The sequence below is a fragment of the Rhodococcus sp. NPDC055024 genome, from assembly GCF_053608585.1.
Map to the genome: position 1 here is coordinate 123,861 of NZ_JBSGVT010000007.1, position 18,301 is coordinate 142,161.

Consider the following 18,301-nt stretch of genomic DNA (forward strand, 5'->3'; position numbering starts at 1 on the left):
GCTAAACGCGCACAGGGCCGCTAGGCCAACACTTCTCGCGTGGCCGTGACCAGGCGTTCCAGCCAAGCGTCCGTGCCGACAGACCGGCGCAGCGGTTCGTTGGGCAATTCGATGCTGACCGGCAACCCGGCGGGCAACGTCGACCAGATGTCGGCCAGGGCGATGCCGCCGGTGCCGGGCACCAGACGCTCTTCGCGGGCGTGGCGGATCAGTTCTGCTTCATCGGTGGGAGCAGGGGTCGAACCGTCGCACATCTGGGCGTAGTGCAGCCACTCGCGCGGGATGGACGCTAGATCTTCCAGCGTTGTTGCGGAGCGGTCGGTGTGCAATGCGTCGACGAGAACACTGCGAGCCGGACCGTCTGCCGCCGAGACGATCTCAATAGCTGCACGCGCATCGGGCACCGCGGTCCACGGCATGAACTCGAGGGAGGCGACGATGCCGAAGTTCGCGCACAGGTCAGCGAGCTGGGCATAGGAGTCCGTGAGTCGAGCACGGTCACGGTCGTCGCCACCGACCAGAACGGCCTTGGCGCCGAGCTGCGCTCCCGCTTCGAGAAGCGGAATGTAGTCGGCGGGGTCGAAGTCGGATGCAAGGCGGATGATTTCGAGGTCGAATACCTCCACCGGTGAATCGTCGAGCCGACGCACCAGTTCGTTCAACCCTTGCTTGTCCTCGTGCAAGGGGTAAGCCGTCGTACCCGGTGCCGCGGGCATCAGACGGATACCGATGGTGTCGAAGCCGTGCTTTTCGGCCAAGTCGACATGCTGCATCGGTGCGGTATCGAGCACGGTGAGGGCCGCCAGCCCGAGTGAGAGTGTCATGCGTGCGCTCCAACTTTTTTGGCGCCGGCCAGTTCCCGGCCGGCCAGGTAACCGAACGTCATGGCCGGACCGAGGTTGATACCGCCGGACGGGTAATGCCCACCCATCACGCTGGCCTGATCGACACCCACTGCAAACAATCCCTCGATGGGGCGGTCGTTGTCGTCGAGTACTTGCGACGACGAGTCGGTGACAAGCCCGGCGAAGGTACCGAAGCTACCCGGTACAACTTTCACCGCGTAATACGGACCCTTCTGCAAGGGCGCGAGTGACGGGTTCGGCCAGGGATTGGCGGTATCACCGGATCCCCGGTTGAACGGTGTTGTGCCGCGACCGAACTCGGGGTCCTCGCCGTTGCGAGCTCCGGCGTTGAACGCCGAGACGGTCTTTTCCAATTGCGCCGCATCGACGCCGATCTTCTCGGCCAAGTCCCGAACAGTGCGCCCACGCGTGAGGTATCCCGAGCGCAGGTACGGCTGGATCGGGATCGGCAGTGGCTTGGCCATGCCGAGTGGGAGGTAGCGCACGTATTGCTGGTCGGCGATCAACCACGAGCACACCTCATCGCCCTCAGGAACCTGCTCGACCATCGCAAGGGTGTAGTCGTGGTAGCCGAGTGCTTCGTTGACAAACCGCTTTCCGTTCGCGAGAACTCCGATGACACCGGGCTTTCCGCGATCCAGAATGTGCGGGAACACACCTTCCTTGCCGTTGCGGTAACGAACGATGGAGACGGGGCAGTATGCGACGGGGGATGCGAGCGTGCGGTCGAGTCGTCCGCCCACGGATTCACCGAGAGTGATGCCGTCACCGGTGGTTGTCTTCGGGGTGAGCGACCAGTGCTCGTTTCCGGTTGGGGTGCGCGGGAATAATTCGCGTCGTCGGTCGATGTCCTGCGCAAAGCCGCCGGTGGCGAGTACGACGCCGCGCGTGGCTGTTACCGAGTACGCACCGTCCGGACCTTCGAGACGGACGCCGATTATGCGGCCTTCGTCATCGGTCTGCAACGCGGTCGCGGACGTCTTTACCCGAAACTCGACGCCCAGATCGAGCGCTGAACGTAGCATCATGCCGACCAGGGCAGTACCGTTGACGAGTTGCTGACCGCGACGCTTGGTGGCGAGGTCGAACATGTGCTTGGTGACACGTACACCGCAGTGCACGAAGGCTTTCGGTGACCGCGTCGAGTGCAGGAACGCCTGCAGATCGGGGCCGGCCATGATGCCCATTCCGAGGAACGACGTCTCGTACAACTGCCGACGCAGTAGCGCCGCAACATCTGGTCCGAGCTTTCGCAGACTCACCGGTTTCGGTCCGACGGACCGGTGACCTGTGCCGGCACCCGGTGTGTCGCCGTGAATGTCGGCGATCTTGGCTCCGGGAACGAACTTCAGAGCAGTCTTGCGTTCGAAGAACTCGACCATCTCCGGTGCGCCGTCGAGGAGCGCATCGACTTTGGCGGCGTCAAAGTTGTCGCCGAGTCGGTTCTCGAGATAAGTGCGGGGTGCCGAGCGATCCTCGACAACACCGTCGGCGATGGCGAACATGTTGCGCGGGGTCCACATCCACCCGCCCGACCATGCCGTTGCGCCGCCGCAGGTGTCGGCCTTCTCGACAACGAGGACGGACGCGCCGCCATGTGCTGCGGCAATTGCTGTGGAAAGCCCTCCTGCGCCGGAGCCCACGACAACCACGTCGTAGGTGAGGGGGGTACTGCTACTCATTGCTGCTCCTTGGCAGTTGTTGCGAGGGTCGGCGTCGACGTCAGTTCGACGACCTTGCCGGTTCGTGACGATTCGTAGATTGCGGCGATGATGGCTAGCGAGGCGCGGGCGTCGCGTCCGGTGACAGCGGGTTCGCGCCCGCTCAGGACCGCGTCGGCGAAGTCTTGCACCTGCAGGGTGTGGAAGTCGGTCAGTGCCGCATTGACCGCGCCCACATCAAGATTCGCATCTATGTCCGCCGAGTACGGGGACCGGAACTCCACTTCGCCCGGCACGGTCCAGATTTCGTTGACACCCTCGTGCCCTTCGGGAAACTCGAGGACACTGGCAATTGCTCCGGAGCGCCCGATCACTGTCACGCGGTTGCCCAAATTGTGATTGGCACCCGTGGTCGCGGTGACGGTGGCGGTGCCGCCCGAGGCAAAGGAAATCACCGCCGACGCGCTGTCCTCGGTCTCGATGTGCTCACCGTGAGTATGGGTGCGGATGAAGCCGCTGACCGAGACGGCCTCGCCCATGAACCAAGCCAGCATGTCGATCTGGTGCACGGCCTGCGTCATGAGCACGCCGCCGCCGTCGGTGTCCCAGCGTCCGCGCCACACGTCGGCCGAGTAGTAACTCGATGGGCGGTGCAGGATCACCGATGCCTCGCCGAGTGTGGGAAGCCCGATCCGGCCGTCGTCGATCGCGTCCCGGATACGACGCGCTGCCGGCCAGAAGCGTCGTTGGAAGAGGACGCCGAAGGTGATACCGGCTCGGTCGGCGGCCTCGATCATGCGGTCGGCTGCAGCAACATCCACCGCGATGGGCTTCTCGCACAACACATGTACACCGGCCTCGGCCGCGGCAACGACGACCTCTTCGTGCACCGGGTGAGGCGTGCAGACGGTGCAGGCATCGAGACCGAGAGCAAGCAATTCGTCAACGGAACTTACGGCGGAGGGAATGCCGTGAAGTGCCGCGAACTCCTGGGCGCGCCCAAGATCGGGATCGCAGCAGCCGATCACCTCGACGCCGGGTACTTGTTGCAGAGCACGGGCATGGTTGCCGGCGATCTTGCCGCAGCCGACGATTCCGACTTTCAACGTCATCAGAAATGCTCCTCTGCTTCGACGTCCCGCGCCGCGGACTCGCCGCGGTCGAGACTGTTCAGTGCGGTGACGTCTTCGGCGGTAAGTGTCACGTCGAGAGCCGCCAGATTCTCGGCCTGGCGGGTCGGGTTAGCTGACCTCGCGACCGGGACCACGCCCTGCGAGGAGTGCCACGCGAGGACCACCTGCGCTGGGGTGCAACCGATTCGACCGGCAATCTCCCCGACGACGGCGTTGTCGAGCACGTCACCCCGACCGAGGGGGCTCCACGACTGGGTGAAAACGCCGAGATCGTCGTGTGCCCGGCGCACCGGAATGCGAGCGAGCGAGGGGTCCATCTGAATCTGGTTGACTGCCGGTGCCTCACCGGTTTCGGTGACGAGTCGGCGCAAGTGGTGCTCCAGGAAGTTCGACACACCGACGTACCTGACCAGTCCCGCATCGCGGCAGGCCAGCATCGCCTCGAACGACGCAACGTAGCGATCGATTCGCGGGAGCGGCCAGTGGATCAGGAAAAGATCCAGCCGGTCGAGCCCCAGTCGTTCCAGGCTCTGCTCGAGGGCGCTCCGGATGTCACCGGAAACCTGGTCGTTGCCACGAAGTTTGGTGGTGACAAACAGTTTTTCTCGCTGTAGACCAGATTCTGCCAGCGCCACACCGACAGCATCCTCGTTGCCGTAGATCGCGGCGGTGTCGATGAGGCGGTATCCAGCCTCGATGCCGGAGAGAACGGACTTCGTGGCGTCCGCGCCGACGAGGGGCCAGGTTCCGAGTCCGATGGGCGGCAATGCAGTTGCGACCGGTGCGGCTGCCTGTGTAGTCATGCGTGAATCTCCTGACGGGCCGCAGCGGCGGCCGTGATCGTGACGGCGACATCGGCTGCGGTGACGAGTGCAGCGTGAATGGACCCGCCGTCTCCGCTCGCATCGCCGACGGTATGGACACCGAGGCGCGGTGCCAGTGAACGTAGTTCGGTCAGAAGCTCCGAGCGTGGCTCGACGCCCTGTGAGATCAGCAGTTCACCGGGAGCGTCGACCTCGCTCAGCACACCGGCCGTCGAGATCGTGACCGAGTCGGTGTCGACCTTGGTGATGATCGAGCTCAGGTAGGTCGTGAGGTTCTCACTTGCGGCCAGGCGCGGCAGCAGCACGATCTTGCCGCGACGTCCGACGTCGTGCGCGATGGTTTCCTGTGGGCCGATCATCACGACTCGGGTGCCCTTCTGGAGGAGATCGTCGGCGACGGCCGCAGCCTCGCGATCAGCACCGAAGATCGTGATCGCATCGGGGGCAGGATCTTCGGAGACGAGGAATTCGCGGATGTCACGAACGGTGCGCGTTGCTGCTTGGGGGAGATCGACCGTGGGGCCTACGCCGCCGGAGGCCAGGACTATCGCGTCGAAGTCACGGCCGGCGAGTGAAGCGGCATCTGCCCTGGTCGAAGTGTGGCACTGCACTCCGAGATCAGCCAGCTCGTCGAGATACCACTCCACGATCCGCCCGTACTCGGGATACTCGTGCAACTTTGACGCCAAGGCGAAGTCACCACCGAGACGGGGGCGTTCGTCGTACAGGTCGACGCGGTGGCCGGCGAGTGCGAGGTCGCGGGCAGCAGCCATTCCGGAGGGTCCGGCGCCGATGACGGCGACTCGCACGGAGGTATCAGCAGGCGTCGAGGGCTGGTCCAATTCACGGCCGACCCATGGGTTGACGGAACACGGGATCGGCCCAGCGGCCAGGCTGTCGATGCAGTAGTTACAGGCGATGCACGGGCGGTAGCGGCCGCCGTCGATCGCGCGATTCGGGAAGTCGGGATCAGCGTGCAGAGTCCGTGCCATGCTGACGAAGTTCGCTTGCCCGGATTCGATGATCTGCGCGGCGATTTCGGGTGATGTGATGCGCCCGGCCACACCCACCGGGATGTCGAAGTCGCGCTGGTACTGCTCGGAGTACGGCGCGAGGAGGCCACGCGACCATTCGCCGGGCTGGATGATCCACTGTCCCGCTTCGTAGTTGCCCGCCGAGACGTCGAGGAAATCGAGTCGGTCCGTGTCGATGGCGTCGATGCGGGCACGGGTCGTCTCGGCGTCGAGCCCGCCGTCGATTCCCTCGAAGGCTGAGAATCGAAGTCCCAGAGTGATTCCCGGAGCATGCTCGTGTACGGCGGCGATGACCTTGTTGACGAAGAGAGTCGGGTCCGCCCACTCGTCGTCACGATGGTTGTACGCCGGGGAGAGGAACTGGTGGATCAGGTACCCGTGCCCGCCGTGCAGGGAGATGACGTCGACGCCGGCCTTCTGGCATCGTGCAGCAGCCTGACCGAAGCATTCGATGATGTGCTCGATGTCGTCGCCGTCGAGTTGTTCGGGCATCTCGCCGCCGACCACCAAGCACGGAATCGGAGTCGGGGCAACGGGAACGAAACCGCTGACCGAACCCTGCGCTGTGCGACCACCGTGGTTGAGTTCGACTCCGACGAGTGCACCGTGAGCGTGGATCGCGTCGACCATCTTCTTGATGCCGGGGATCCGCTCGTCGACATCGACGCCCATCTGCCGGATGCGGCCCTTGCCGTCGGCGCGCACATAACTTGCCTCTGTGAAGATCAGTGCTGCACCACCTTCGGCGCGCCTGGCGAGGTACGCGATGTACTCGTCGGTCATCGTGCCGTCGACTTCGCAGTAATTGCGTTCCATCGGAGCAGATACGAATCGGTTTCGGAGGCGGGCGCTGCCCATGTCGAGAGGTTCGGCAAACGGCTGGGTTGCGTTCATGAGTGCTCCTGGAGCATTTCGCGAGAGTGTGTATTCGACTGTGCTCATGCGCTTGCCATTTCGGAAAGCATCTCGCTCAGGTGGTTTCGCATCCGATCCGTATCCGCTTCGACTCCGGTCAGGAGTGTGAAGGTGTCGGAGGCTTGCGCCACCAGCATCTGACCACCGTCGAGCACCTCGCATCCGAGAGCGAGTGCAGCGTCGAGCAATTCGGTGCGCATCGGCCGGTAGACGATGTCGGCAACCCACAAGGCGGAGTGGAGCGCAGCGGGATCGAAGGGGGTTCCCGGGTGGCCGACCATACCGATCGGAGAGGCATTGACGACGCCGTCGCTTGTCGCCAGGTTGTCCGCGATCTCACCGATTGCCAAAGCCGTTGTGCGCGTGGCGGGGAATGCCGAGGCGACGCGTGCACACACATCGGCCGCGCGTTCGGCGTCGACGTCGGCGATGCGGAGATCCGTCGTACCAGCTGCTGCCAGTGCGTAAGCCACTGCCGAACCCGCTCCACCGGCTCCGGCGAGGACAACTCGATCCAAGGTGGCGTCAGGTAAACCGCGTTGCAGTGCGGTGAGGAATCCACTGTGATCGGTGTTGTGGCCGATCAGGCGGCCGTTCTCGACCACAACCGTATTGACGGCACCGAGCAGTCGGGCATTGTCCGACAGCTCGTCGAGGACGTCCACGACAACCTGCTTGCATGGGTGTGTGATGTTCAGCCCGGTGAAACCGCCTGCGACGGAGCTCCGCACCACCTCCCCAGTCTTCTCGACCGAGGCCGTCAGGTTCTCGAGATCGATCAGTTCGTAGCTGTAATCGACGAGTGCGAGTGCTGATGCCTCGTGCGAATGCAGCGCCGGTGAGAGAGAGGTTGCGATCCCCGCTCCGACAAGGCCGATTCGGTGACGTGTGAATTCGGAAGTCATGACATTCTCCTGCATAAGTGGGGACGGCCCCTCGCGGAAGTTCAACGCGAGGGGCCGGTCCGGTCAAGCGTTGTTGTTGCTGAGCTCTGAGTCCTGCTTTGTCGGCAGGCTCGGCTTCGGTTGGCCCAGTTCAGCTGTGGGCGTCCGGTACGTCTCCGGTCCGGTCATGGCGGCGATGGCAGACACGACTGCAAAGCCGAGGCACATCCAGGCAACCGGCGTCCAATTGCTCTTGTCTCCGGCCGAAATCGCCTGGGCGATAGCCGGTGTGAAGCCGGCGACGAGTAGACCGAGCATGAGGCTCACAGCCATGCCGGTGTATCGGACCTTCGCAGGGAACTGCTCCGGGAAGTACGCCGGGTAGGTACCGTTGGGCATCGCGTAGAAGATGCCGATCATGACGATTCCCGAGGCAAAAACCATGGGAACGCTCTGGGTTCCGATGGAATGGAAGAACACGAAGATCATCAGCCCCGCTCCGATCGCACCGATGACGAAGATCGGCTTGCGTCCGTAGCGATCGGAGAGAATGCCGAACAGTGGCTGCGTCAGTACGGCAACAAAATTGGCGGTCGCGATTGCCCACAGCATCGTGGAGCGTTCGAATCCGGATTCCACGGCGTACGCCAGGGCGAAGACGTTGACGATGGTGTTGATCATCGCGAAGGTCGAGCTCATGCTGATGCGGATCACGGTGCGCCAGTGCGAGCGGAACATCTCGACGACGGGGATTCCCGCTGTCTCGTCCTGCTCTTTGAGTTCTTCGAACACTTCGGGCTCGTCGAGGGTGCGACGCAACCAGAGCGCGACCACGGTCACGATGATGCTGAGCCAGAAGGGAACTCGCCAACCCCACGAATAGAGGTCTTCGTCGGGCAGGCTTGCCACCGGGATGAACACCAGGCTGGAGATGACGATGCCGAACATGATCCCGCTCATGGTGAACGAGGTGAAGAACGAACGACGGTGATCAGGTGCGTGTTCGAGTGTCAGCGCCGACGAGCCGGGGGATTCACCGCCGGCCGAGAGCCCTTGAAGGAGACGAAGCAAGACGAGAATGATCGGCGCGGCGATGCCGATCTGGTCGTAGGTCGGCAGGCAGCCGACGATGACGGTCGCGACTCCCATCAGGAGAAGACACGCGAGAAGTGCATTCTTACGTCCGTAGCGATCGCCGAGGTGACCCCACAGCACCGCGCCGAGCGGACGGGCGACGTAGGCAACACCCAGGGTGCTGATCGAGAGCAGGGTTGCCGGCGATCCGCCGCCGGGGAAGAAGATCTTGGGGAACACCAGCGCGGCCGCGGAGCCGTAGATGAAGAAGTCGTAGTACTCGAGGGTGCTGCCGAGGAAGCCCGAAACGGCGGCGCGGCGCGCGTTCGCATTCGGATGTTCCTCGGTCGAGTTCGTGGAACCGGTGGAGGTAATCGGAGGTGCCATGTGAAGTCCTTTCGTCCCGATGGGCCGGCCGTGGTGGCACGTTTGGAGATGCACCACGCATCGGTGACGTCCCTCACCTTTCGGCGGCTGAGACGACAGTGCCACGAAGGACTATGGCGCGTCCAACACTAAATGAGTCTCAGATAATGACGTTATTGGTCTCAATGTCCGGGGTAGGCAGAATCTCCTCCGACGTCTCCAGTGCGACGGCGAGCGCATCGGTCATGTGCCGTGGTGACCAGGCAATTCCGTGATTCATGTACGTCGGCTCGCCGGTGAGCGGGACGAACACACTGCCAGGGGGCGTGATCGCAGCCATGCCCGATGTCATCAGGGCTACGCCGACGCCGGCAGCGACAAGCATCAGGATCATGTACGGATCGGTGATCTCCTGAACTACACGAGGTCTGAAGTCGGCGTTCATGCAAGCCCGCATCGCGGTCTCCTGCAGTGCCGAGCCGGCCGAGAGCGGGGTGGTCACGAATCCGTCGCCGGCCAATTCGCGGAGATCGATCGCGTCCCTCTCGGCAAGGGGATGGTCGATCGGAAGCACGGCGCCGAACGCCTCCCGTCGAATAAGTCGGGTAGAGAGCGATGCGGATTCCACCGGCAGCCCGACGAAGGCGAGATCGAGGGCGCCGCTCTCGAGTTGAATGACCGCGTCGCGCGTCATGATCCGGCCGAGGAGTGTCAGTTCGACTTCGGGATAGCGCTGACGCAACGCGCGGGTGAGTGGCGGAAGTGCTTGATAATTGAGCACTCCGGTGAATCCGATCGTGACTCGTCCGTAGACGCCTCCCGACGACGCCCGCGTAGCGTGCCGTGCGGTCTCCATGTTCTCGATGACGCGGTAGGCGTGGGGGAGAAAGGCATGTCCTCCGGACGTGAGTGCGACGCTGCGGGTGCTCCGTTCGAACAACTTGACGCCGATGTCCTTTTCAAGCTTTCGGATCATTTGGCTCAGCGGCGACTGCGCCATCTGGAGCCGTGACGCGGCCCGTCCGAAGTGAAGTTCTTCCGCAACCGCGACGAACGCGTGCAACCAGCGGGTTTCCATCGACAACGCCTCCAGGTATTTGACGTCGACGACAAACGCCATATATTCAGAATTTCTACACAGTGTGACGGCAATTATGCCTATTTGCAACATAAATTGAGTGCGTAACGCACAGAAGCTCAGGAGTGAAGAGGATGCAGAGTTATCCGGAAGGTGTCACCGCGCTCATCACCGGCGGTGCGAGCGGAATCGGCGCCGCCAGCGCAAAGTTGCTGACGGAGAGGGGAGTTCGGGTGATAGCGGTAGATCTTGCCGAGGAAGCGCACGAACAACTCGACGTGAGTGACCCGGTCGCCGTCGACGCGCTTCGTGCCCGAGTCGGCAGTGTCGACATCTTGATCAACAGTGCGGGAATTGTCGGGCCGTCAGCGCCGCTGGTCAAGGTTGATCTTGCGGCCTGGCAGCGTACGTTCCGCATCAACGTCGAGGGAACATTCCTCATGTGCCGGGCATTCGTACCGGGGATGGTTGCGTCGGGATGGGGACGGGTCGTCAATCTCGCGAGTATTGCTGCCAAGGACGGAAACCCGAATCAGAGTGCGTATTCGGCGTCCAAAGCGGCCGTTGTCGCGCTGACGAAATCACTCGGCAAGGAGGTCGCCACCACCGGAGTGCTGGTCAACGCGATAGCGCCTGCGGCGGTAGAAAGCCCCATGAATGCCGGCACCGATCCTGCCATTCTCGCCCGTTCGCAATCTTTGACGCCGATGGCGCGGATGGGGAAGGCGGACGAGATCGCCGAACTGATCTCCTGGCTGTCGTCGTCTGCGGTGAGTTACTCGACCGGTGCCGTGTACGACGCCAGCGGTGGCCGCGCAACGTATTGAAATACCTTCTGGAGGAAGCCGATCAGAATTGGAGCAGTGACTGCCACAGTTCACGAGATGCATCCTGGTACTCGAGCATGTGCGAGATCAGGTCTCGCAGTGGCTGCGTTGGTTCGAGCTCTTCCGGAAGTAGTGGATTGCGGACGATGACCGCGATGATCGCGCTGCCCAGGGCAAGTGATTCGCGGGCGGCTTCCTCGCGGCTTGTTGCCGCCAGGCGGGTTTGCGCCTGTGTGAGTGCTTCGCGAGCCTCGGCGATGTCGGCCAACAGCGACTCCGAGTTCCAGAGCGTACGGATTGTCGAATCATCCTCGGGGGTAAGGTGATCAACTTCCATGAGTGACGATTCGGGAGCGGCGCCGAGTCGACGGAGAGTGCGGCGAGCGCCGTCGATTCCGCCGTCGAGATTGTTCGGACGGACTGCCAGCGTGGGCTTCCAGTCCTCGTAGCCCGCCAGGCGCAACGCTTGATCGTGCCGGCGGGCGGCAGTGCGGTCGCTTCGTTTGAGACCTGAGTGCTCTACGGCGGTCCAGGTGCCGTCCCAGGGGCGTATGCGATCGGTACGAGTTCGCCACCCTTCGACCTCGCTGTAGGTGGGGATGCCGTCCGGGTTGAGGACGTACGTTCCCCGGGCGGTGCGACGCAGTTTGTCCTCGCGGCACAGTCGGCCCGCTGCCACGCGAACGCTCGATGCGCTGACGCCGACGATCTCGCCAGCCCGGGTCAGCACAGCGGTGCTGAACTCGGTGTCCGGGCTCGCTGTTGCAAGGTCCAGCACGACTCGGGTTGCGGACATTCCTCGATCAGTTTGTAACAACTTTTGAACAACTCCTGACAAATTCTGTTACAAGTGGCATGGTGGGTACCGGGAAACCTTATCCGCGAGCAGTGAGGAAATATCGTGACCGACTCCGATCGACCAGGTGACGATGTCTATGTGGAGCGTGACGGTGGCGTCACCGTCATCGTGATGAATCGCCCCGATCGCAAGAACGCGGTTGACGGACCGATGGCGGCGCAGTTGCGTGATGCCTTCCTGGAGTTCGAGTCGGACGAGAGCCAGAAGGTGGCGATTCTGTGGGGTGCGGGTGGCACATTTTGCGCCGGTGCGGATTTGACCGCAGTCTCCGACCCCGCCCGCGTGCACGAGTTACATCCGGAAGGCGGCGGCACCGGTCCGATGGGGCCGAGTCGGTTGGTCTTGTCCAAACCGTTGATCGCCGCGGTCAGTGGATACGCGGTTGCCGGAGGGCTCGAACTTTCGTTGCTCGCGGACCTGAGGATCTGCGAGGAAGATTCCGTGTTCGGAGTCTTCTGCCGACGCTGGGGAGTTCCTCTCATCGACGGAGGGACCGTGCGACTGCCGCGAATTGTCGGGCAGGGGCGAGCACTCGACATGATCTTGACCGGTCGTCCGGTCGACGCTCCGGAGGCGCTGTCCTTCGGTCTGGCCAATCGTGTTGTTCCAGTGGGGCAATCACTCCAGGCAGCCAAGGAACTTGCACACCAGTTGACCGCGTTTCCGCAACTTTGCATGCTCGCGGACCGCGCGTCGGCCTACCGATCGTTTGATCTACCACTTGCCGAAGCGCTGCGCGCCGAGGGCGTTGCAGGAAATCCCATTGTCATCGCTGAAGGTGTACGCGGCGCTGCTGCGTTCGCCGCGGGCGCCGGCCGGCACGGCCGATTCGAGAACAACCGGAATTCGAACGAGGAAACTGAACCATGATGCCCATAACCAGAGACCTGATCGTCCGTGGCGCGCGACAGCACGGGGCGCGAACGGCCGTCGTCTTCGGCGATCGATCGATGACGTTCGCGGAAGTGGACGAACTCAGCAGCCGATTGGCACACGCGTTCATCGCGCTCGGTATCGGGCATGGCGCACGGGTTGCGTTGCTGGTCAACAACTCTCTTGCCAGCGTGCCCGTCGATTTTGCCTGCGTCAAAGCCGGAATCAATCGGGTTCCGCTCAACTCGCGACTCTCGGTCGACGAGCACGCGAGAATGCTCGAGGACACCGACAGTTCCCACGTCGTCTTCGGTCACGACCTCGCGGACCGAGCCGCTGAACTCTCGGCCAGGTTTCCCGAGCGGACATTCATCGGGCTGGAAACGAACTCGGAGGGACAGAGTTCTCTGCTCGACCAAGCACAGAGCATGCCTTCGGACATGCCTGACATCGAGGTGGCTCCCGACGATGTGATCCTGACTCTGTTCACGTCCGGCACTACGGGAACGTTGAAGGCCGCGCAGCACACCCAGCGCAGCTACGCCGCCATCTGCCGCAATGTGCTGCTCAATCTGCTTCCGGCGACTCAGGACGACACGATGCTGCATGCGGCATCGCTGATCCATGCCAGCGGTGTGTTCGTGCTTCCGTTCTGGCTCCGCGGCGGAAAGACCGTCGTCCTTCCCGGATGCGACCCATCGACGTTCCTGAACTCGATAACCGAGCATCGTGCCACCGCAATCAATTTGGTGCCGACCATGATTCAGATGCTCCTCGAACGCCCTGATTTCGCGAGCGCAGACATCTCGAGTCTGAAATCCGTGATCTACGGTGCCTCGCCGATGCCGCTGGACACCATCGAGCGGGCAATGCAGGCATGGGGGCAACACCGCTTTCTGCAGTACTACGGGCAGACCGAGGCGCCTCTGTGTATCGCAGTCCTTCGGCCCGAAGACCACACGGAGGATCGACTACTGTCCTGTGGTCAGCCCGCCATCGACGTCGAGATCAGGCTGCTCGACGGCGAGGGGCACGAAGTACCGCAGGGAGAACCGGGTGAAATCGTGATCCGTTCGCCATCTGCGATCGCCGGATACTTCAACGCACCGGAACTGAATGCGGACACCTTCACCGAAGACGGCTGGGTCCACACACGCGACATCGGCCAGTTCGACGCCGACGGATTCCTGTTCCTGAAGGACCGGGCTTCGGACATGATCATCAGCGGCGGATACAACGTCTACCCTCGTGAAGTCGAGGATGCGCTCCTGACGCATCCGGCTGTTCGTGAGGTTGCCGTGGTCGGCACCGCCGACGTCAAGTGGGTGGAGGCGGTCACCGCCGTGGTTGTCCTCGAGAGCGGAACCGTCGAAAACGACGCACTGCAAGCATCATTGGTCGCTCATGTCGGCGAGCGACTGGCGTCGTACAAGAAGCCGCGCCGGGTGGTTTTTGCCGAATCGGTTCCGAAGACGGCCGTCGGCAAGCTCAATCGGAAGGCGCTGCGAGAGCAACTTCGCGACGCTATCTGACTCCGCGAGTACGGAATTGAACGCTGATTCTCGGCCCGAGTGCCCGCGCACTCTTGGGGACGCAGTGTTCCCAGGTGCGTTGGCAGGATCCGCCCATCACGAGTAGATCGCCGTGACCGAGATTGAACCGGATCGATTCGCCACCCCCGCGGGGGCGCAGTAGGAGTGGGCGAGCGGCACCGAGAGACAGAATGGCAACCATTGTGTCCTCGGTGCGGCTTCGTCCCGTGTCGTCCCCGTGCCAGGCGACGCTGTCGGAACCGTCACGATAGAAACACAGCCCCGACGTGGCGAAGGGCTCGCCGAGTTCGTCGAAGTAGTGGCTGCTCAGTACGTCTTTAGCTTCGGTGAGAAGCGCGTCCGGCAGCGGCTGATTCTCCGCGTAGAAACACACCAGCCGAGGTACGTCGACAACGCGGTCATACATCTGGCGCCGTTCTGATCGCCACGGAACCGTAGCTTCCAGGTTGTCGAACACGGCTTCCGATCCCGTCAGCCAGGCTGGGCGATGGTCGACCCATGCGCCGGCGGTGAGAATGCGTCGCTGCACCGTGCCGTCGAGATCGGCCAAAGAAACGCCGAGGTCACCGTTGTCGAAGAGAGACGGTTGCATCGTGGCGGTCATAGGGACCACAGTACACCGAAATCGAACATATGTTCCCATGAATTTGACACGTGGTGCTGGACGGCTGTTCATCCTTGCTGGGTGATGTTCGTCGGCGCGAACCTTTGAATACTGTTCTCACGCTATTTCGCCGATGAAGGGGATGTCATGACTGCTCCGCACCAATCTCATGCGAACCACCCTGTCCGACAAGGCTTTGCCATCGGGACCACGGTGGCGGCAGCCTGCCTGCTCTTCGTTGCGGGAATCGTCGCGCTGCTGCAAGGCATAGCGGCCCTCGCGGACAACGATCTTCTGATCGTCGGAGTCAATTACACCTTCGAATTCGACGTCACGACGTGGGGTTGGATCCACATCGTGCTCGGAATCATCGGCATTGCGGTGTCGCTGGGGTTGTTCGTGGGAATGACGTGGGCTCGCGGGATGGCCTTCGTGATCGCAGCTCTCTCGATCGTGGCCAATTTCTTGTGGTTGCCGTACTACCCGCTGTGGGCGATCGTGATCATCGCTCTCGACGTCGCTGTGATCTGGGCCGTCGCGACGTGGCGACCCGACGAGGTCTGATCAACTGACCAGAGTGAGTGGTTCACCTGCGACAGGCGAACCACTCACTCCGTTGTGTCCGGGCCTCCACGGTTGGCCACATCACTGCACGGCGTCAACGACGCCTCGGTGATTCGCGATCCTGGTCCTCGCGCGGACGCATGTCCTTTGTCGATCGGTGTGGGAAGCCGTGGATCATCGAACAAGAAATCCAGCAGATCACGACCGTTGCGATTCCGAGTCCGATCGACGCGAATGGTTCTTGCGTGGCCAGCCAGACGCTCAGTCCGATTGCCGTCCCGACGATCAGAATCAGGATGGTGTCGAGTCGTGTCGTTTGCATCGAAATCATCGCCTGGCGCAGATTGTTTTCGGCGGCCCGCTTGCTTTGGCGGCCCGCCACCCGGCGAGTGACAGCCGGGGGCAGACCTTGCGCGGCTGACCCCTCGCTCTGGAAATCGCCGCCGCAAATGATCAATACCCGCCACATTCGTCTGCGAAACTCCCCGCAGGAAGAATGGGACCTTAGACCTGCGGCCAGGGATGCCGTGCCTTGACTATGACGTAGCGTCATAGTTGATGCTGTTCGTATGCGAATCAGCGACGTGGCCAGGGCGGCAGGGACCACTTCACGGACCGTTCGGCACTATCACCGACTAGGCCTGTTGGCCGAGCCGAGGCGGCTGTCCAACGGATACAGAACTTACGAACTGCCCGACCTGGTCAGGCTGATGCGCATTCGTTGGCTCTCTGCCGCCGGCATTCCACTCGGCTCCATTGCCGCCATGATCGAGCCGAAGCCGATCGATGCAGGAGAACCGGACGACTTCGCCGACGACCTTTCCTCCCTGATTGCAGAGATAGACAGGAAGCAGCGTGTCCTCGCTGACCAGCGGGTGCGCCTCGAGGAAATGCTGTCGGCGCGAGGTGCCGGGCGGGTGGTCTCGCCGCTTACCGTGGAGCTGGTGTCGGCGTTCGAAGAGTTGATCGCCTCGTCTCCGACGGACTCGGTGCGGCGCCTGTTCGAACGGGAACGCGACATGTGGGAGCTGGTGGCGATCTCGGGGGCAGCGCCGCACGAGTTGTTCTCCACGGCCACGCAGTTGCTGTCCGACGAGGATGACCGGAAGCGCATTGTCGATCTTTACCGCCGCTTTGCTGCCTTGGCTGGGCGCGAGGTAGCCGCGGCTGCGGACGAGATCGCGGACTTGTCGGGCGAGTTGGGGGGATCGTTGGCCGGGGTGCTGGGCGACGTGTCCTCAGACGGAGGATCCGCAGGTGTGGGCTTCTCGGTCGGGATCGCAGATCTGGTGCCTGATCCGGCGCAACGGGAAGTGGTCGCGCGCGTCGCAACACGTCTCTTGTCTGGCGGTACGGCGTGATCCGATCACTGTGGTTGCTCTCGAGGGGCAGAGTAGACGGAGGTTCCACTGAAACAGCGACTTTCGGCTACTCGAGGGGGACCATGTCGATACCGGCGGCTTTCGTCGCGGCGAGTGTGATCGAGGCCGTGGCGATTCACTTCCTTGTTCCGTGGCAGTGGCTACGCGTCGTGCTGCTCATTGCAACGGTGTTGTCGCTGATTGCGATTGGCGGTTGGCTCGCCGGACGGGTCGTGCACCCGCATCTCGTGTCGGCTCGAACGGTGGTGTTTCGATCCGGCACGGGCATTCGTGTCGAGGTGGACCGATCACGGATTTCGCGGGTGAGCATGGTCCGAAGATTCGGTGATACCGCCAATGCGGTGGTCGACGAGCATCTCGTTCTCCCGGGGCCCGACGGGACTGTCGTGGACGTCGAATTCGATCGACCGCTACCGGTCTCGCTTCCGAAAGGGCTGTCGAAGGGATCCAGTTCCACCATGATCGGTGGGCTGCGGTTGCATGTCGACCAACCTCGAGAATTCTGTGCTGCATTGTCGCCGAACTGAACTCACATCGCGTCGTCTGCGGTCGCTCGTCGTGCGACTGCTGCACCAGACTGCGCCTGCCACCGTTCTTCGATGCGGCCGTACCGCCACACGAGGAGGGCGATCATCCAGGTGACGACGAAGAGTCCGACGATGATGAAGCCCATCGCGCCGAGATCCAGGTTCCCGATTGCGCCGAGAATTCCGTCGTGGATGTCGAGTTTGTCGGTGAAGATCGAGATGATTTCCTGGGTCCCGATCAGTAGGGCCACTGCCACCGAGAGTCCCGTGATCACCATGTTGTAGTAGATCTTTCGTACCGGTTGGGCAAACGCCCAGCCGTACGCGAAGTTCATGAACGATCCGTCGATCGAGTCGAACAGCGACATCCCGGCGCAGAAGAGGATCGGTAGGACGAGGATCGAATACCACGGGAGCCCTGTCGCCGCTGCGCCGCCGGCGATCACCAACAGTCCCACCTCGGTGACGGTGTCGAACCCCAGTCCGAACAGGAGACCGACCGGGTACATGTGCCAGGGCTTTCGGACTATCTTCATCACCGGTCCCAGGATCTTGTTCAGGGCGCCGCGATTGTCGAGTTCCTTTTCGAGTTGTTCCTCGTCGAAGGTCCCGGCCTTGTACTTCGTGTACACCCGATGAATCCCGATGAGAGACAGAAGGTTCAGCATTCCGATCAAAATCAGGAACGTGCCGGAAATGGTGGTGCCGAACAAGCCGGTCCATTTCTCCAGATCGGAGTTGTCGTCGGAAAGGCTGGTGGCCAGTTGCCGCACACCCAACGCCAAAAGTGCGACGAGAACGAAGACGATGGTCGAGTGTCCGAGTGAAAACCAGAACCCGACGGACATCGGTTTCTTGCCGTCCGCCACCAACTTCCGAGTGGTGTTGTCGATAGCGGCGATGTGATCGGCGTCGAAAGCATGGCGCATGCCGAGCGTGTACGCCGTGACGCCGAGCCCGATACCGAAGACACTGCCTTCGATCGTGTAGTGGCCGGGTACGACCAGACCGAGGAGAACCGCCCACCCGACGACGTTGAGTGCAACGACGGTGACGGTCATTCCGATGATGCTCCGACGCTGGCCTCGATCCAGACTGTGCCAAGCTCCGGCGATTCGGGTGCCCGTCGTCGTACTCGTCGTCGTGGACATCGAACCTCACCGATCTTTCAGTCGCGGCCGGCGGCCACACTACTGAAATCGTATAAGTGTTCAACTGTTCAGATAAGCGCCTGGAGGTTACAAATCACCCATCCAGGAGTAAAGATTCTTTGCTCC

18 protein-coding genes are annotated in these 18,301 nt (G+C 62.4%); 6 read left to right on the forward strand and 12 right to left on the reverse strand.

Annotated elements, in window-relative coordinates:
* Window positions 1-20: 20 nt before the first annotated feature.
* The 8 genes from ACWF6P_RS16520 to ACWF6P_RS16555 all read right to left on the reverse strand — a co-directional run bounded on the left by ACWF6P_RS16520 (window position 21) and on the right by ACWF6P_RS16555 (window position 9,835).
* The gene (locus tag ACWF6P_RS16520; protein WP_452621715.1) at window positions 21-824 is read right to left on the reverse strand and encodes a sugar phosphate isomerase/epimerase family protein; all 804 of its coding nucleotides are present in this window, start codon (window positions 822-824) and stop codon (window positions 21-23) included.
* Window positions 821-2,548, reverse strand: a complete 1,728-nt coding sequence (locus tag ACWF6P_RS16525; protein ID WP_452621716.1) for an FAD-dependent oxidoreductase — start codon at window positions 2,546-2,548, stop codon at window positions 821-823. The genes ACWF6P_RS16520 and ACWF6P_RS16525 overlap by 4 nt, the downstream gene beginning before the upstream one ends.
* On the reverse strand, window positions 2,545-3,639 hold the full coding sequence (locus ACWF6P_RS16530) for a Gfo/Idh/MocA family protein (RefSeq protein WP_452621717.1): 1,095 nt from the start codon (window positions 3,637-3,639) through the stop codon (window positions 2,545-2,547). The genes ACWF6P_RS16525 and ACWF6P_RS16530 overlap by 4 nt, the downstream gene beginning before the upstream one ends.
* Window positions 3,639-4,463, reverse strand: coding sequence for an aldo/keto reductase (locus ACWF6P_RS16535; RefSeq protein ID WP_452621718.1), 825 nt, complete (start codon window positions 4,461-4,463; stop codon window positions 3,639-3,641). The genes ACWF6P_RS16530 and ACWF6P_RS16535 overlap by 1 nt, the downstream gene beginning before the upstream one ends.
* On the reverse strand, window positions 4,460-6,412 hold the full coding sequence (locus ACWF6P_RS16540; RefSeq protein WP_452621719.1) for an oxidoreductase: 1,953 nt from the start codon (window positions 6,410-6,412) through the stop codon (window positions 4,460-4,462). The genes ACWF6P_RS16535 and ACWF6P_RS16540 overlap by 4 nt, the downstream gene beginning before the upstream one ends.
* A gap of 44 nt (window positions 6,413-6,456) precedes the next feature.
* Entirely contained in the window at window positions 6,457-7,338 is an 882-nt protein-coding gene (locus tag ACWF6P_RS16545) for a shikimate dehydrogenase (protein WP_452621720.1), read from the reverse strand.
* 63 nt (window positions 7,339-7,401) lie between these two features.
* Complete coding sequence (locus ACWF6P_RS16550; protein ID WP_452621721.1) at window positions 7,402-8,778, reverse strand: MFS transporter; 1,377 nt, start codon at window positions 8,776-8,778, stop codon at window positions 7,402-7,404.
* A 139-nt stretch (window positions 8,779-8,917) separates the two neighbouring features.
* Window positions 8,918-9,835, reverse strand: coding sequence for a LysR substrate-binding domain-containing protein (locus ACWF6P_RS16555; protein WP_378446534.1), 918 nt, complete (start codon window positions 9,833-9,835; stop codon window positions 8,918-8,920).
* A 134-nt stretch (window positions 9,836-9,969) separates the two neighbouring features.
* Between ACWF6P_RS16555 and ACWF6P_RS16560 the strand changes: the two genes are divergently transcribed.
* On the forward strand, window positions 9,970-10,662 hold the full coding sequence (locus ACWF6P_RS16560; protein WP_452621722.1) for an SDR family NAD(P)-dependent oxidoreductase: 693 nt from the start codon (window positions 9,970-9,972) through the stop codon (window positions 10,660-10,662).
* A 22-nt stretch (window positions 10,663-10,684) separates the two neighbouring features.
* Here the strand turns inward: ACWF6P_RS16560 and ACWF6P_RS16565 are convergent, their stop codons facing one another.
* Window positions 10,685-11,458, reverse strand: a complete 774-nt coding sequence (locus ACWF6P_RS16565; RefSeq protein WP_452621723.1) for a hypothetical protein — start codon at window positions 11,456-11,458, stop codon at window positions 10,685-10,687.
* Window positions 11,459-11,563: 105 nt separating this feature from the next.
* On the opposite strand from ACWF6P_RS16565, the gene ACWF6P_RS16570 reads away from it, so the two are divergent.
* Window positions 11,564-12,391, forward strand: a complete 828-nt coding sequence (locus ACWF6P_RS16570; protein ID WP_452621724.1) for a crotonase/enoyl-CoA hydratase family protein — start codon at window positions 11,564-11,566, stop codon at window positions 12,389-12,391.
* Window positions 12,388-13,926, forward strand: a complete 1,539-nt coding sequence (locus tag ACWF6P_RS16575; protein WP_452621725.1) for a class I adenylate-forming enzyme family protein — start codon at window positions 12,388-12,390, stop codon at window positions 13,924-13,926. The genes ACWF6P_RS16570 and ACWF6P_RS16575 overlap by 4 nt, the downstream gene beginning before the upstream one ends.
* Here the strand turns inward: ACWF6P_RS16575 and ACWF6P_RS16580 are convergent.
* On the reverse strand, window positions 13,919-14,551 hold the full coding sequence (locus ACWF6P_RS16580; protein ID WP_378446195.1) for an alpha-ketoglutarate-dependent dioxygenase AlkB: 633 nt from the start codon (window positions 14,549-14,551) through the stop codon (window positions 13,919-13,921). The genes ACWF6P_RS16575 and ACWF6P_RS16580 overlap by 8 nt on opposite strands.
* Before the next feature lie 147 nt (window positions 14,552-14,698).
* Here ACWF6P_RS16580 and ACWF6P_RS16585 point away from each other — a divergent pair, with 147 nt between their 5' ends.
* On the forward strand, window positions 14,699-15,115 hold the full coding sequence (locus ACWF6P_RS16585; protein ID WP_452621726.1) for a DUF7144 family membrane protein: 417 nt from the start codon (window positions 14,699-14,701) through the stop codon (window positions 15,113-15,115).
* Window positions 15,116-15,209: 94 nt separating this feature from the next.
* On the opposite strand, the gene ACWF6P_RS16590 is transcribed toward ACWF6P_RS16585, so the two are convergent.
* A complete protein-coding gene (locus tag ACWF6P_RS16590) occupies window positions 15,210-15,437 on the reverse strand; it encodes a hypothetical protein (protein WP_378532201.1) in 228 nt (75 codons plus the stop codon).
* A 247-nt stretch (window positions 15,438-15,684) separates the two neighbouring features.
* Between ACWF6P_RS16590 and ACWF6P_RS16595 the strand changes: the two genes are divergently transcribed.
* Entirely contained in the window at window positions 15,685-16,476 is a 792-nt protein-coding gene (locus ACWF6P_RS16595; protein WP_452621727.1) for a MerR family transcriptional regulator, read from the forward strand.
* 83 nt (window positions 16,477-16,559) lie between these two features.
* Window positions 16,560-17,024: a hypothetical protein gene (locus ACWF6P_RS16600; protein WP_452621728.1), complete on the forward strand. Its 465-nt coding sequence runs from the start codon at window positions 16,560-16,562 to the stop codon at window positions 17,022-17,024.
* 2 nt (window positions 17,025-17,026) lie between these two features.
* Here the strand turns inward: ACWF6P_RS16600 and ACWF6P_RS16605 are convergent, their stop codons facing one another.
* Window positions 17,027-18,175 carry a HoxN/HupN/NixA family nickel/cobalt transporter gene (locus ACWF6P_RS16605; RefSeq protein WP_452621729.1) on the reverse strand — a complete coding sequence of 383 codons (1,149 nt, stop codon included), beginning with the start codon at window positions 18,173-18,175 and terminating at the stop codon, window positions 17,027-17,029.
* Between the last annotated feature and the right edge of the window lie 126 nt (window positions 18,176-18,301).

Excerpts from the sequence above, each read along its gene's own strand:
- ACWF6P_RS16520 (WP_452621715.1), bottom strand. The coding sequence starts at position 824 with ATGACACTCTCACTCGGGCTGGCGGCCCTCACCGTGCTCGATACCGCA.
- ACWF6P_RS16525 (WP_452621716.1), bottom strand. The coding sequence starts at position 2,548 with ATGAGTAGCAGTACCCCCCTCACCTACGACGTGGTTGTCGTGGGCTCC.
- ACWF6P_RS16530 (WP_452621717.1), bottom strand. The coding sequence starts at position 3,639 with ATGACGTTGAAAGTCGGAATCGTCGGCTGCGGCAAGATCGCCGGCAAC.
- ACWF6P_RS16535 (WP_452621718.1), bottom strand. The coding sequence starts at position 4,463 with ATGACTACACAGGCAGCCGCACCGGTCGCAACTGCATTGCCGCCCATC.
- ACWF6P_RS16540 (WP_452621719.1), bottom strand. The coding sequence starts at position 6,412 with ATGAACGCAACCCAGCCGTTTGCCGAACCTCTCGACATGGGCAGCGCC.
- ACWF6P_RS16545 (WP_452621720.1), bottom strand. The coding sequence starts at position 7,338 with ATGACTTCCGAATTCACACGTCACCGAATCGGCCTTGTCGGAGCGGGG.
- ACWF6P_RS16550 (WP_452621721.1), bottom strand. The coding sequence starts at position 8,778 with ATGGCACCTCCGATTACCTCCACCGGTTCCACGAACTCGACCGAGGAA.
- ACWF6P_RS16555 (WP_378446534.1), bottom strand. The coding sequence starts at position 9,835 with ATGGAAACCCGCTGGTTGCACGCGTTCGTCGCGGTTGCGGAAGAACTT.
- ACWF6P_RS16560 (WP_452621722.1), top strand. The coding sequence starts at position 9,970 with ATGCAGAGTTATCCGGAAGGTGTCACCGCGCTCATCACCGGCGGTGCG.
- ACWF6P_RS16565 (WP_452621723.1), bottom strand. The coding sequence starts at position 11,458 with ATGTCCGCAACCCGAGTCGTGCTGGACCTTGCAACAGCGAGCCCGGAC.
- ACWF6P_RS16575 (WP_452621725.1), top strand. The coding sequence starts at position 12,388 with ATGATGCCCATAACCAGAGACCTGATCGTCCGTGGCGCGCGACAGCAC.
- ACWF6P_RS16580 (WP_378446195.1), bottom strand. The coding sequence starts at position 14,551 with ATGACCGCCACGATGCAACCGTCTCTCTTCGACAACGGTGACCTCGGC.
- ACWF6P_RS16585 (WP_452621726.1), top strand. The coding sequence starts at position 14,699 with ATGACTGCTCCGCACCAATCTCATGCGAACCACCCTGTCCGACAAGGC.
- ACWF6P_RS16590 (WP_378532201.1), bottom strand. The coding sequence starts at position 15,437 with ATGCAAACGACACGACTCGACACCATCCTGATTCTGATCGTCGGGACG.
- ACWF6P_RS16595 (WP_452621727.1), top strand. The coding sequence starts at position 15,685 with ATGCGAATCAGCGACGTGGCCAGGGCGGCAGGGACCACTTCACGGACC.
- ACWF6P_RS16600 (WP_452621728.1), top strand. The coding sequence starts at position 16,560 with ATGTCGATACCGGCGGCTTTCGTCGCGGCGAGTGTGATCGAGGCCGTG.
- ACWF6P_RS16605 (WP_452621729.1), bottom strand. The coding sequence starts at position 18,175 with ATGTCCACGACGACGAGTACGACGACGGGCACCCGAATCGCCGGAGCT.